Origin of the sequence: Lysinibacillus sp. NPDC058147, assembly GCF_042884205.1 — a bacterium.
Taxonomy (GTDB): Bacteria; Bacillota; Bacilli; order Bacillales_A; family Planococcaceae; genus Lysinibacillus.
Genome location: NZ_JBHVUJ010000007.1, coordinates 92,581 through 107,165, shown reverse-complemented (window position 1 = coordinate 107,165; position 14,585 = coordinate 92,581). Strand labels below are relative to the sequence as shown.

Below are 14,585 nucleotides of genomic sequence, written 5' to 3'. Positions count from 1 at the left end.
ATGAAACAAAAATATAGTAAATGGGTTGTAGGCGCAGCTTCAGCAGCCCTAGTAGCATCAGCAATCGTACCAGCAGCAAGCGCAGCAAGCTTTTCTGATATTGAAAACTCTGACCACAAGGACGCAATTTTAGCATTAGCAGACGCTAAAATCGTATCTGGTTACCCAGATGGTACATTCAAACCGAATGCTGTTGTTACACGCGGTAATGTAACAAAGTTCTTAGGAAAATGGTTAGTGTCAGAAAATTACGAAATTCCTGCAGACTATGCAACAAAAGCTCGTTTCTCTGATTTACCAACAACAACAGCTGACAAAGAGTTATTACAATATGCAGCACTTGTTAAAGATGCTGGCGTATTCAAAGGCTCAAATAACCAATTAATGCACACTAATAACATGAGCCGTGAGCAAATGGCTGTTGTTTTAGTACGTGCTATCAAAACTGTTTATAACGTAGATTTAGTAGCTGAATACAAAGCGGATGAAGACTTCGAATCTGTAATCACTGACTTAGACAAAGCTACAGCTACAGAAAATCGTGAAGCAATCCTTGCATTAGAATATGCTGGTCTTACAAACGTTACAAACACAACACAGTTCAACCCTAAAAACTCATTAACACGTGGTCAATTTGCATCATTCTTAAGCCGTGCAATTGATAACATTGGTGAAGAAGCACCTTTAACTGTTAAAGAAGCTAAAGTTGTAGATGCAACAACATTAGAAGTAACACTTTCTGATGATACAAAACACACTGTAAAATTAGAAACTGCTCTTCCAGAAAACAAAGAAACTAAAGTAGATTTCGAAATCGAAGGCAAATCTTACTCAGCTGTAGTTACATATGAAGTAGCTGAAGCTAAATTAGAATCAGTAAAAGCTATTAACGCTAAAACAATCGAAGTTAAATTCAATAAAGCTATAGAAGATACTTCTAAAGCTAAAGTTGAATTATTACGCGGTACTTTCAAACAAAACGTAACTCTTGTTTGGTCTGAAGATAAAAAATCAGTTCAATTAGTAGGTGCTACAAACTTCCAAGCAGCTGACTACACTGTAAACGTATCTGGTTTAACTGAAAAAGTATTAACTAGCGATGTTAAAATTGAAGCTCAAAAAGTAACTTCAATTGAAATCTTAGACGAAGTAGCTGTAGTTGACAAAGCTGCTAAAACTGACGGTACTTTCGAAGCTGGTACTACTGCAACTGTTGGTTATGTAGTTAAAGATCAATATGGTACAGATATTACAAAATCAACTTCTTTAAAAACAAATGATAATGCTAACACAACTGTAGTTGCTGATTCAGCTAAAGGTGTAGTTAAATTATCAGGTGCTGTTGTTGAAGGCAAAAAAATCGGCGATTTAGTACCAGTAGTATTATTTGATTCTGCTACAGGTACATCAGTTTCAAAAACTGTAAAATTATCTGCTGAATCTACAGTTTCTTCTATTGAAGTAGCTGGTATTTATAACGCTAAAGGTGAAGAAGTAGCTTTAAATGATTCTTCTAAGGCTTCTGATGCGTATATCGTATTAAATCTTAAAGATCAATACGGAAAAGAAATTACTGACCCTGCTAAAGCAACTGGTTTAGTAATTACAAACACAAACACAACAAACTTAGAAATCGATAATACTGTTTCAAAAGTTAAAATTGGCGATAAAGATAAATTAGTAGTTTCTTTAAAATCTATCTTAAAAGCTGGTGATACTGATGTATTATTAATTTCAACAACTAACGGCCAATCAGCTAAATATACTGTTAAAGTTGCAGAAACAGCTACAACTAACGGTATCTCTGTTTCTCAACCAGAAATCGCTGTTGCTGAAGAATCTACATTAATTCCATTAACAGTTACTGATAAAGAAGGCAATGTAATCACTAACAAAAAAGTGTTAGCTGATGCTAACAAAGGTATTAAAATTGGTGGTACTACAGTTGCTGAATCAGCTCTTGAAGTAAAAGACGGCCAAGTATACTACAAAACAACATTTAACACTGCTGGAACACAAGCATTAGTATTCCAAACTTCAACTTACAAAGTTGCTACTATTACTGTAGATGTAAAAGCAAAAGCAGTACCAACTGTTGTTCGTGGACTTAAAAATCCTTTAGTAATTTCAACATCTCAAGCTCCTGTTACAATTACAGCGAAAGATCACTTAATCATTGAAGACCAATATGGTCGTGAAATGAAAAACTCTGTAGCTCCTGTAACAGTAACATTAGTTGGAACTTCAGATGTAGTAACATTAAATGGTAATACAGTTACAGCTGTTAAAAACGGTACTGCAACATTAAATGTGGCACTTGTAACTCCAAATGGCACAATTGATTCAACTGTAGAAGTAAAAGTACAAGTAACTGATGGTACTGAATACAATGGTTATGAAATTGCTGAAATTGGTAAAACTAAAGTAGCAACAGATAAAGCTATTACAATTAACGGTTTACTAAACGGTGGTAAAGTTGCACTTGAAGCTAACGAATATACAGCGACAGTAACTGGCGGTAAATTAGCTGCACCACAAGTTGTAACTGCAGGTAAAGTAAATATTGCTGACACAGCTTTAAATACTGATACAACAGCAGCAGCTAACAAAATTGACACAGAATTCACATTAAAAGTAACAATTAATGCAACTGGTCAAATTTTAGAACAAAAATTCGTTGTTTCAGCTGACGCTGAAAAAACGCAAGATTTCTTCTTTACAGCATCAGAAACAACAGCTGAATACAACGCAGCTAAAGCTATTACAGAAGCTACATTAGTTTCTGGTTCAACTGTAGCAAACTTAAAATCTACAGGTGATGCACCTGCAGTAGTAAACGTTGCAACTGTTGACCAATACGGTAACAAAGCAATTACAGCACTTGTTGCAGATACAGTTACAATCGTACCTGAAAAAGTAACAGATGTTAAAATTACTGGTAACGGTACTGCTGATGCAACAGCTACATTAAATACTGGTGTTAAAGAAGCTAAAGTAACATTAAAAGTTAAAGTAGGTAACGCAACTAAAGAATTAAAAGTAACTATTGTTGCTCAATAATTAGCGTTACGCTATAAACTAGTTACCTAGTAACTTAGCCTTGTGATTAGATGAAACTTTTTGTTTCATCATAGTCACAAGGCTTTTTGATGGAGAGAAATCTCCTTAATTTTTTGTATATGTAATGAAGTTATAGCTCTAACATTTAATATAGATGTTGGGGCTATTTCTATTTGTAGAAAACATGGAGAAAAGCTCAACAATAGAATACATAGTAGATTATGAAATATTTAGATATCCTTAAACGTATTATAATAGTATGATAGACAAAATATGTTAAGGGGTTGAGTTGGTGATGAATAAGCATACTTTATTTCAGGGAGCATTAATTGCTGCTTTAGCGACGAGTGCTATTGTAGTAGTACCAACTGCGCAGGCAACAGATAAATTTTCTGATGTTGATTACACGAAGGAATATGGTGCTGCGGTAAAGGATTTAACTGAACGCGGAATTATTAAAGGATATGAAGATGGTACGTTTAAGCCATTCGCTGAAGTGACGCGTGGACAGGCATCGAAGATTTTGGCAGGTCTTTTAGGGTTGGATACTAAGAATGTAATGGATCCTCAATTTACTGATGTGAAGCCGAGCGATGAATATTATGGGGCAATCGCAGCCTTGGAAAGTGAAGGGATTATCTCAGGGTTTGCGGATGGGAGCTTCGGTGTCAATCAAGCGATTACCCGTGAGCAATTAGCGCGAATGCTAACAACGGCATATCATTTAGAATCTACTGAAGCTAGTCAGACATTACCATTTAAAGATATTGTAAAATATTCAGATGCTTATTATGCAGTTGCTCCATTGTTTGAAAATAATATAACGAAGGGGATTACACCAACCACTTTTGGTTTAAAAGAGACCGTTAAACGTTCGCAGCTTGCGTTATTTATTCAACGTATTGAAGCTAGGCAGGCTAAACGAGTTGTTCAAACATTTACTGCACGAGAGCTTACTTCAACTAATATTGATGCTTATGCTATTGACAATATAGCGACAGATGGAAAGAATGAATTCTTCCGCATTCTTCGAACAAATAATGATGTGAAGATTGAGGCGCTAAGAGAGGGATCGGGCTATTTCATGCTTATTGGCTACAATCTTTATAATGAAGAAAATTATGACATAGTCGAAATACAAAAATATAAAGTTACTGTAACGGAAGTAGACGGAAAATTACAAATTAACTGTCAGCCAACAGATGAGGTTACACCTAGCTCAGAGCTGTTTTTAGAGCAAGATTTAGGCTTTGATCCGAAAAATATTCAGCTAACTACAGCTGCGGGGCATGCTGTAAGTGATAAGGTTTTCAGCTATAAGCCATTTAAATTTGATGGTTGGGAGGAAGATGCAATTCCTAAAGGTGGTAACTATGTGCTGATGTTATCGCAAGCCGGTGACTATATTGCGACTCTATCTGATAATAAGGGACAGTCGGTACGTGTAGGCATCCATGCAGAATCTAATGGCTATGAATTGTATACAACGTCAGCGGTTGAAAAAAACAGTGTGTTCATTCCAAAAAGTGAAATTGGCTTTAATGTGAAAGATTTCAAAATTGAGCAATATACAGGTGCAATGTATGATAACAAAATAGTTGATGCCGAGCTTTCAGCCGATGGTGTAACTGTAAAAAAAGTCGGAAAAGGTAATTCTATGTTTTCTGTCCGTCTGAATGGAGAAAATGGTGAAAAACTATATGTGCATGGCATGTTCTATGAGGTGAGTGGTATAACTACAATGAACTATGAACTAGCGACACAAGAACAAATGGAGAATTCAACTTTTAATTAAGAAACCGGTAGAACAGAAAATATCGCCGGCTTCAACATCGAAGAATCGCTGATAAGACCAAGGAAATCACTGATAAACATCGAAGAATCGCTGATAAAACCAGATAAATCGCTGATAAACACAAAAAATCGCCAACAACAGAAAACCTCCCCAAGTCCGGGGAGGTTTTAGTATGCTAAAAGACAATATATTTCACGTAGTCTTTCCAACCGATCTCTTTAAAATTTTTCCACTCAATTTTTTTGAGAGGTATTGAACGGAAGGAGCGTGCTAAAATATTGCGTTGTTCATTTTCAATAATAGGTGTTCCAGCATCCATATAGCCTGTAAAGATAGTAGAGTCTGCCGTTTTAAAGGCAACCTCAATATCCTCAACGCGTATTTTACCATTTTCATCTATCGTATAAACGCTATGTTTATTATTCTTTTTAGCCTTCACCCATGCGGAGTCCACTTTAAACGCGTTGGATGCCTCATTGACAGTAATGGAAGCCTTACCGACTGTTGAAAATGGAATGTTATCTAGCATGTCATCCTGATGCAGTATTACTTCATAGCTTGAAGGCTTTGGAAGCTTTTTAGACTTAGCTAGTTCATTTGCCCAAAGTGAGTCATTATTCGTTGGTATCATTTGTTTTTGAACTACAGTACCTGATAGCTCATCGTCATTATGCGGCAATTTAAAACTAACGGTTTGGCCATCTTCAACCTTTTGCCATTCATCCTCGGATAAGTAGGCAAGCATAGACTTTTCAGATGAATAAATTTCAAATGTCACCGCACCAGCTTCTTCAGTGATTTTTGAGATGACACCATCCACAGGGCAAATAACACCTTGGCGTGCCTTAACTTCAGCTATTTGCGCATCCATTAATGCTACTTGACGATTAGTCTCTGCAATGTGACGGTTTAATATTGCCACTGCAGTTGATGGAGAAGTTTGCTGACCTAATTCAAATTTAACAGAGACATTTAATTTATCACTAATTTGGTCGGTATTAATAGAGCTTTTTGGGTCCTTGCCGTCACCGTATTCAGATTCTATCTCTGCTAAAGCCGACTCTAAATCACTTAATTCAGTTTCGTACGCAGTGCGTTCAGCCTCAAGCTTTGTTAATTCACCGTCAACTTCCTCTGTTTTATAGGTAGCTAATAAATCATTAGCATGTACTTCCTGCCCACGTGTTACATCTATTGCAGAAAGACTTTTCGCGTCTGATGAAATTGTATAGGTTTGTGTAGGGGCAACAATCGCATCCTTTTCCACCGTCTCTACACGATCACCAGTAGTAGCTCTTTGAAATTCACCGATAAAGTAGGATCTGGCTACTTTACTATCATCTTTAAATACAAAATAAGCATTTACACCAATTAATAACGCTATCACAATAATACTTAAACTAGTCCAAGGTCTGGATTTAATAAAGCGCATCATCCTAACCCCCTTGTAATCCATTCTTGTAGTGGTAACGCACTAACCATTCCGATAAAAATAGCCATTACCACATATAGTCCAATAATTTTTGCTAATAATGCTTTACGATCTGACCATTCCTCCCATTTTGAAAGGAACGTGTATTGCACAATAATTGTTAACACAGTTGCTAAAGTTAGTTGATTGATAGCAAATAGTACATAATCCTGATCTATTACTTGCTGAGCTATAGGTGCAAGTGAAAAGAAGGAGAGGTTTGTTGTGTAACCAACTGCATAAAACACGGCAAATAAAATTGTTTTTTCAATAAGTAGAAATACCATTACATAAAGTTGTACTTTCTGAATCCATTTGTATGGAATGTCCGTTAATAGATGTAACAAGTATGTAACGCCATAATAATGGAAGCAATAATAGATAACTCCCCAGGCAATAACCCCAATCATTGATAGTAAACGGGCTGTATAGTATTCATTTGGATGATTTGATGCAAATAATGTTGTTAAACTTTCAGTACCCATGCCCCAAAACTCACGAATGACAAATAGTAGCATAAAGAGCATGAAAACTGTGAAGGATCGTTTTTTATAGCCTCTTATTTCTCCTTGCTCAACAGCTTGGGTAAAGTTAGTGGGATGCATTAAGCTGTGCCAAAATTTATAGTGATAAAACATATATAGCTCCCTTTCTCGTAAATTAAATATTAGAGTTGTAGTATACACCTAATTACTGGTAAATAACATAGTAGAAATGCTGAGTTTTTCGTTGATTTCCCTAGAAAAAGAGAAAATTTGATCGTTGTATAAGACAATTATACAAAGCTTTTATTCACCAATCTCTGTAATGTTTCGATAAAATATTTCCTGGAAAATATAAGGCGCAAGACGTATAGCGTAGCCCTTTCCACAGAGAACTATCAATTGAGGTGTTCTTCAGCTGCACCTGTCTTTTAGGTAGTAAATTTGTTCAAAGTCTATTCGCATTTTTACTCGTAATTAGTAATCTTTTGCCAAAATTTCTGCCAGATCCATGCACATAATTCAATTATATAGTATCCTAACAATAACTTCCTATAAAAAGACTATTCAATCTAAAAAATTATCTTTCTACTAGTGAAGAGGGTGAGCTTCTTTAATAGATTAGCTTGAAATAGGATAAAATGCACCGATACAAAAGGTAGCAAATTAGAAATGAATGATACATATCTATTTACCTATAAAAAGAAAGGGTGGACATTTTGAAGAAACCAATACAGGTTGGTGTAATAACAAGCCTATTACTAACTCCGGCAGCGATTGCCAATGCTCAAGAAGGACAACCTCAAACAATCTCTCAGGCGAATCAAGTAGCTAATGTGAATGTAGCGGCAGTAGACGCTAAAACACAAATAATTGCACAATATGGAAAACTATCTGAAAAATCGACAGCGACAGAAATGGCTGCTGCAAAAAGAGATTTAGCGTTTTTAAGTGATAATTTTGCTGATGATGAAATCAAATTTATTACAGCTAAATATAACTATGTAGAACAACAAATAATTTTATTAAGCGATCTTAAGAAAATTGGTACAAGTATTAATGGTCTCTCTTATACTAGTAAAACTTTCATTAAAGATGCTAACGATGCATTTGATAGGTATAAGACATTTTTAGGTGAAGAAAATACTGTAGATACCTATTTGTATGTTCAAAAAACATTTAAAGATGCTGTTGTTACTGCAACCAATAATGGGGCTAAGTCTATAGTTAAAGATGTTACAGGCACATCACTTCAATATGAATTCCCAGAGCCTGATCGCAATACTTATTTCAAAAATAACGGGGCAGACATTGCAAAACTTTACAAAATGCATGAGGATGCAACTGCAGTAAACGATACAGTTATTCAATTAGAATCGCTTGTATCAGCCCTTAGTGATCCCAATTCTGATTCTACTAAAATTAAAGGAATTACAGCTGGCATAACTACTGAATTAAACAAGCTCACTGCTGATCAAAAGAAAATTATTACAGCTTATAATCCAAATAATGCAACGGTAACACCATACAAAAAATATACAGATGTGTTAGCAAACTTATCATCAGCTGATCAAGTAATTGCGAAAATTACAGAGCTGACAAACAAGAGCTCAGGGGATTTCGCATCTGCTACAAACTTTATTAGTGCAGTAACAACAATTGAAACTGCCTACAATAAACTAGATGCTAGCTCAAAGCGTTTAGTTACAAATTTTGATGCGTTTAAGTCATATCAGGATGCTGCTAATATTTCCAAGCAAATTACAGCACTAAAACCGTCAAATAATGCTGACTATCGAATAGCAGTGAAGGCAGCAAGAGATAAATACTTATCATTACCATTAGACAAACAAGAATTTGTAAAAAATAGCGCTGACTTAGATTTAGCTGAAGCAAATATAGAGGCAGCGCAAGAAATTGAGAAACTCATTGCTGGAATTGCGAATGCTACGGATAAAATTACACAAATAGAGCAAGCGCGTGCAGCTTATAATACACCAGTATCACCTGACGGGAAGAAAATAGATGCAGCTACTGTCAAAAAAATCGTCAATAATTTGTCAGAGCTAACGAGCTCGGAAACATCACAAAAAGCAGTTTTAAATGTAATAGCGCTAGTGGAAAAGCTAGACCCAACTGCGAAGGATTACACTAAAAAAGCTAAGGCTGCGAATACTGCTTACCAAAAGCTAGATCCTACAAAACGCGAATTCGTGAAAGGCTATAAATCGTTGAAGGATCAAGTAGAGGCGATGGATATTGTGTCACGCATCATGGCCTTAAACCCATCGCAAAAAACATATACGGAAGCAGTTAAGGTGTTATTTGCTGATTATGCGAATCTATCATCTGACGGGAAAAACCTTGTAACGAATTATCCTGATCTTCAAATCGCGGATGGTTATATTACAACAGCTAAAAATTTCGATGATCGTGTTACGGCTTTAGCTAATGAGCCAGATGCTACGTTTGTAGCGAAAGTGGCGGCGATGTCTGCTGAATATAAAGTGATGGATAAAAATGCGAAAAAATTAGTCACACAGTATAAGACATTAACAACTTATGAGAAAAATAATGCCAATGTTGTGAAGGTTATTAAGGCAATTGACACTTTAAATCCAGCCAGTAAGGATTATACAAAAAAGGTTTTGGCAGCACGTAAAGCATACAATGCATTAGACCCTGCCTCACAAAAACGCGTAACAAACTACAATCAACTAACAGCAGTCGAGGATGTTGCTACATTAATAGGCTTGATTGAAACGTTGAAACCTACTAGTAAAACATTTTTAAATGATTTGGAATCTGCACGCAAAAATTATGATGCATTACCTCTAGAAAAGCAAAATGCTGTTACAAACTATGAAAAGCTTGTCACAGCTGAGACTGAACTAAAATCTGCGGGTATAGTTATTGCATTGATAGATGCGGCAGAGCCTAATGATCCGGATTATTTAACAAAGCTTATGAATGCTCGCGTTGCTTACGATAAACTAACATCAGGACAGAAAAAGCTTGTCTCTAATGTGAAGGTGTTAACAGATCGTGAGAAAGAAGTAAAAGCAATTTTAAATACTATGGTGCAAATCGATGGTATAGAGCCGGGTACAAGTAAATTTGTTAGTCAAGTAAACTCAGCGCGAAAAGCGTACGATAAGCTGACAAAGGACCAAAAGTCATATGTCAATAATATTGCGGTTTTACAAAGCTATGAGCCAACTGCCAAAGTGATTGAATTAATTGGCAAGCTGAAGTCATCAAGTAAAACATTCCATGCGGATACAGTACAAGCTCGAGCATTATACGATGCTCTAAGTAAGGACATGCAGCAATATGTAACAAACTACAATTTATTACAAGCTGCTGAAGCAAGCATCTTAGGTGCAGGGAATGTACAGCGAATGATTGATGAACTTCCAACTATCTCGCCAGATCAATACATTAAACGTATTGAAGAGATACGTGCTGCTTATAATGCCTTACCAAAGGATCAGCAATATGCGGTTGAAAACTATAAAACATTGCAAGAGCAAGAGAAAATTATTAAGCCTGTCATTAGTGTTGTCAATGAAATTGATAAACTTATGACATCGAAAAATATGGATAGCCAATATCAAAAGATTTTAAAAGCATATGACAATCTTTCTGCTACTCAACGTAAATATGTTTATAACGATCAGCTGCTTCTATCATTAGATAACGTTATTAAAGTGTATCAGAGTATTGCAGCTTTAAAACCAAGCGACAAACTGTATTTTGGCAAGATTGAATCTGTGCGAAAAGATTACGATAGCTTAAGTACAACAGATAAGCAAAGAGTATCTAATTACAATATTTTGCTTGAAGCTGAGAAAAATATGAGTGATGTAAAGAAAGTTGTTGAGATTATAGCTGGTCTTAATCCGACTTCTAGCACATATATTCAAGATGTAGCGAATGCTTCGGCCGCATATAAAGCATTAGACTCTAAAGTAAAAGGACAAGTCCTAAACTACGATACTTTAAAGAAAGCTGAAAAAGATGTAGCGGCAGTGTTAAAAGTAGTGAATGCGATTGGCGAGCTAGACCCAGACGCTAAAACGTTTGAAAAGAAAGTAATAGCTGCAAAAAAACTATACGACGCACTTACTCTTGAGCAGCAGGACTTAGTATATAACTACCGTATTTTAGAGGATCATATAAAAACATTAGGTTTATAATTAGGAGAGAGGGCAAGTCCCTCTTTTCTTTATTTATAATAAGGAAAGGAAGCGTTAATTTGTCATCTAAGAAGATACATAAAGCATGGGCTTTTGCAACCGCTGCAGTAGTTGCTCCTTGTGTTGCGGCTATACCTGCAGAAGCAGCTACAATGCCATTTATAGATATAAAAAATAGCGGGAACGAAGCAGAACTATACAAGGCAGTTAGTGAATTATATAGCCAAGGGATTGTGTTTGGGACAACTTCGACGACGTTTAGTCCTTATCAAAACTTAACGCGAGGGGAAGCGGCATACTTTTTAGCTGAAGCTCTAAAATTGGAGACAAAAAATGTAGTAAATCCTGGTTTCAGTGATGTACCAGCCTCTCATAAATATTACGGTCATATAGCCGTACTTGCTGAAAAGGGCATTATCCAAAAAGGTACAAATTATAATCCAGATCATTTTATTAAGCGAAGTCAAATGGCAAAGATGTTAACACTTGGATTTGATTTACAACATGCTACAAAATTATCTGCTCCATTTTTAGATTTTACGAAAGATAATGAAACTAATATGTATATTCAAACGTTATTAAATTATAGGATTACACAAGGTACTAGCGCGACCACTTTTTCACCTTATACAGATGTTCGACGTGGTCAAATGGCTTTATTCCTTTACCGCACTTTACAAAAAACTGAAGACGATTTCTATATAATTAGCGTTGAATAAATGTGAAGACTCACTCTTAGGTTATCTTCAATCTTTGAGTGGTTTTTTAAAAACAAAAGAGGTAAAATTAGACAATAATGGAATGCTTGTATTTGTCACCCTAAGTTGGTTGTGAAGACTGGTCGACCTTGACAATACTCCCATGATCCCTGCGTAGGTCACTTGAGGGCTATCTAGGGTTTATGATTGGACTTCATATGAATATGAACTGTGTGAAAGACAGTGACTTTGAAGGTCTCCGTGGAAACGGTAACTGTCAGGAAAACATGTGGGGGAAAGTTTGTTCCATTAGAGTACTATACATAATTAATTGAAGGAGGAGGTAGCTATGTTTAGAAAAGTAACGAGTGTTGTTGGCATGTCTCTTATTTTGCTGACTACATCATATGCTGTGCCTCTGACAAACACATCTGAAGAAGTGCTGGCAGCTAATATTGCAAAGGATGTTTCACAATCACATTGGGCAAGAAGTTCAATAGAACGTATGTTAGAAAAGCATTATATGACAAATTATCAGGATGGCTCCTTCAGACCTGAACAATCGATTACTAGGGCAGAGGCTGCAGCTGCAATTGCTCGTTCCATGCAGCTAAAACTGGATACCGATTACACTCCGAATTTTAAAGACTTATCAGCCAATCATCCGTACTATAAAGAAATCTGTGCCTTAGTGGAATTAGGAATTTTACAAAATGGCGATTGCTTCAACCCTGATGCACCTTTACAGCGAGCGCAAATAGCCAAAATGTTAACACTCGCTTATCATATTGAAGTCGATTCCCAAAATCATAGTAAGTTTAGCGATGTTAAGGATGGATATTGGGCAAAAGACTATATTGAATCACTTGCTGATGTTGGCGTTATAAAAGGAATCAACGCACAGCAATTTGCACCAAATCGATTGGTAACACGAGCGCAATTTGCTTCTTTGGTTGAAAGAAGTCTTGACTTTTCATCGAAGGTAACAAATCGCGAGGTAGCCTATGACTATTTATCCAAGTCGTATATTCCAACAAAAAATTATTCACTAAACATGTCTAATGATGTAATACGTTTAGTCAACGTCGAACGGCAAAAAAGAAAGCTACAAACCCTTACCTATGATGCAGCTTTAACACAAATTGCCGTTATTAAGGCACAGGATATGGTGAATCGACACTATTTTGAGCACGAATCACCTTACTACGGGATGCCCTGGGATTTAGCAACATTATTCGATTATCCATATACGAGCTTAGGAGAGAATATAGGAAGAAAAATTCCAACACCCGATGCCGCTGTCAAAGCATGGATGGCTTCACCAGCACACCGTGAAAACATTTTGCGAGAAAATTACACAAATACCGGGGTAGCGATTGCTGTTGATAGCAATGGATATTACTATTGGGTGCAATTATTTTCTAGCCAATAGCATGTGTGGAGCGGGATAAAGGAAATACCCGCGAAGCAGAGGAGAATACCCGAGGTAATCAAATACCACGCGAACTCCTCATAACCTTTAATGGAGAATGCTATCGGAAACGCTCATATCCAACAATTAAAAATTGAAAATACGCTAAATCTTGTAATCTATTGTGACAAAGCATAGCTTATATTACAGGAATGTTACAAAAATCCCGAATATCCATTATTTAATACCCATATTTTAACGCTGATAAACCACGAAACGTTGGTATATCAGTGTTTTTTTGTGCTCTAAAACCGTTACACAATTGAAAAATTAAAATAGCTTCTTTTATGATAGTCTATTTATAGGCAAAAAAGTTCTGAGAGGGGTATACCGAATATATGAAAAAGAAATGGTTATTACCGATTTTTGCATCTTTCATGTTATTTACAACAACTCAAATAGATAAAGCAGAAGCAGCTACAGAATCTGATGTAACTGATACAGCGTCAAAATATTTAGGTGTTCCATATCTTTATGGAGGTACAACTACTAAAGGGCTCGATTGCTCAGGATATACATCTAAAGTCTTTGCAGATTTAGGTATTGAATTAAGCCGTACATCAGGCTCACAATATCAACAAGGTACTGCAGTAGCAAAGAATGATCTTCAAGTTGGAGATTTATTATTCTTCAATACTAGTGGTAAAGGTGTCTCACATGTAGCTATTTACATGGGTGAGGGGAAAATGATCCACTCACAAACAGGTAAAGGTGTTAGTTATTCAAATTTAAACGATCCATATTATTGGGGATCTCGTTACATCGGTGCTAAACGTGTAGCAACATTTGATAGTGAACAAGCAGAAGCTGTTAAAGAAGAAGTAAAGAAAGCTGCGATTGACTTCACAGTTTATGCTTCTCGTGCTGAAGTGGCAGAGCAAATTGCTAAAGCACTTAACTTGGATACATCCGATAAAAATACGAATTTTACAGACGTAAAACCAACATATGAACATGCTGGTGCAATTGCAGCTGTATCGAAGTTAGGTATCTTTGCTGGTGATGGTAGTGGCAAATTTAATCCATCTTCACCGATAACACGTGCTCAAATCTCGAAAGTTTTAGTACATGCCTTCGGATTAAAGCAACAAGGCGATGTTGTAACATTTGCTGATGCTCCTGCAAATCATTGGGCAAATGAATTTGTTTCAATTCTTGCTTCAAATGCTATTACAGAAGGTATAGGAAATGGTAACTTCGGTTACGATGAGATGTTAAAAATATCTCAACTTCAAACATTTATTGAACGTGCACAAAAATAACAATAATAATTAAATTCCGTATTACTTAGACAAGGGCTACGTTTAAAGTAATACATTGCAAGGAAGTTCTTTTATATAATGTATAAATTGAGGAGAGTTTGCACTTGCAGGCTCTCTTCTTTTTATTAAATATACCAAAAATAGGGG

At 36.1% G+C, this 14,585-nt stretch carries 8 protein-coding genes; 6 read left to right on the top strand and 2 right to left on the bottom strand.

All coding sequences use genetic code 11. The features are described 5' to 3' along the window. Positions 1-3,060, top strand: coding sequence for an S-layer homology domain-containing protein (locus ACFVT8_RS19125; RefSeq protein WP_387083815.1), 3,060 nt, complete (start codon positions 1-3; stop codon positions 3,058-3,060). A 295-nt stretch (positions 3,061-3,355) separates the two neighbouring features. Beyond that, positions 3,356-4,855, top strand: coding sequence for an S-layer homology domain-containing protein (locus ACFVT8_RS19120; protein WP_387083813.1), 1,500 nt, complete (start codon positions 3,356-3,358; stop codon positions 4,853-4,855). A 175-nt stretch (positions 4,856-5,030) separates the two neighbouring features. Here ACFVT8_RS19120 and ACFVT8_RS19115 read toward each other — a convergent pair whose 3' ends face one another. Then, a complete protein-coding gene (locus ACFVT8_RS19115; protein WP_387083811.1) occupies positions 5,031-6,290 on the bottom strand; it encodes an efflux RND transporter periplasmic adaptor subunit in 1,260 nt (419 codons plus the stop codon). Next, the gene (locus ACFVT8_RS19110; RefSeq protein WP_387083809.1) at positions 6,287-6,964 is read right to left on the bottom strand and encodes a hypothetical protein; all 678 of its coding nucleotides are present in this window, start codon (positions 6,962-6,964) and stop codon (positions 6,287-6,289) included. Before ACFVT8_RS19110 ends, ACFVT8_RS19115 begins: the two co-directional genes overlap by 4 nt. Positions 6,965-7,527: 563 nt before the next feature. Between ACFVT8_RS19110 and ACFVT8_RS19105 the strand changes: the two genes are divergently transcribed. The 4 genes from ACFVT8_RS19105 (at position 7,528) to ACFVT8_RS19090 (ending at position 14,438) form a co-directional block, all read left to right on the top strand. Next, positions 7,528-11,007: a hypothetical protein gene (locus ACFVT8_RS19105; RefSeq protein WP_387083807.1), complete on the top strand. Its 3,480-nt coding sequence runs from the start codon at positions 7,528-7,530 to the stop codon at positions 11,005-11,007. A 59-nt stretch (positions 11,008-11,066) separates the two neighbouring features. Beyond that, positions 11,067-11,726: an S-layer homology domain-containing protein gene (locus tag ACFVT8_RS19100; protein ID WP_387083805.1), complete on the top strand. Its 660-nt coding sequence runs from the start codon at positions 11,067-11,069 to the stop codon at positions 11,724-11,726. 328 nt (positions 11,727-12,054) lie between these two features. After that, the gene (locus tag ACFVT8_RS19095) at positions 12,055-13,137 is read left to right on the top strand and encodes a CAP and S-layer homology domain-containing protein (RefSeq protein ID WP_387083803.1); all 1,083 of its coding nucleotides are present in this window, start codon (positions 12,055-12,057) and stop codon (positions 13,135-13,137) included. Positions 13,138-13,514: 377 nt separating this feature from the next. Beyond that, positions 13,515-14,438, top strand: a complete 924-nt coding sequence (locus ACFVT8_RS19090; RefSeq protein WP_387083801.1) for a C40 family peptidase — start codon at positions 13,515-13,517, stop codon at positions 14,436-14,438. The last annotated feature ends 147 nt before the right edge of the window (positions 14,439-14,585 follow it).